A 398-nucleotide genomic window follows, 5' to 3' on the forward strand; every position below is an offset into this window, starting at 1 on the left:
CCCTCCGGCGGGTGATAATCCTGCAGCGAGGCGTAGTGGCGATCCTTGGAAAGGCGTGGCAGCAGAGCGGCTACCGCATCCAGATAGGCGGAGGTAGCCGGCCGGTTGACCGAGAGGTCGATGATACCGCTCTGGTCGCTCGGCGCCGACACGAAACCCGGCTTCTCGCCCGCGTCGCGGGCGGCGACTGTCGTGCCGCGCCCGGGGCGCGCTTCGAGCAGACCTTGCTCCTGCAGGGTGGAGAGCGCCCGCGTCACGGTCGTGACATTGATGCCCAAAGCGCGCGCGATCTCGCGCTGCGGCGGCAGCCGGTCGCCGACGGCAAGCGTGCCCGCGGCGATGCGTTCGGCGATCGCGTCGGCAAGACGGCGATAGACCGGGCTTTCATCCTCGGTGAG

1 protein-coding gene is annotated in these 398 nt (G+C 69.6%); it reads right to left on the reverse strand.

Annotation, left to right across the window (positions count from 1 at the left end; genetic code table 11):
- Window positions 1-398: winged helix-turn-helix domain-containing protein (locus EN845_RS33985; protein WP_135931283.1), on the reverse strand; the 398-nt coding region annotated here is incomplete at both ends.

Origin of the sequence: Mesorhizobium sp. M8A.F.Ca.ET.202.01.1.1 (assembly GCF_004791595.1) — a bacterium.
Lineage (GTDB): Bacteria > Pseudomonadota > Alphaproteobacteria > Rhizobiales > Rhizobiaceae > Mesorhizobium.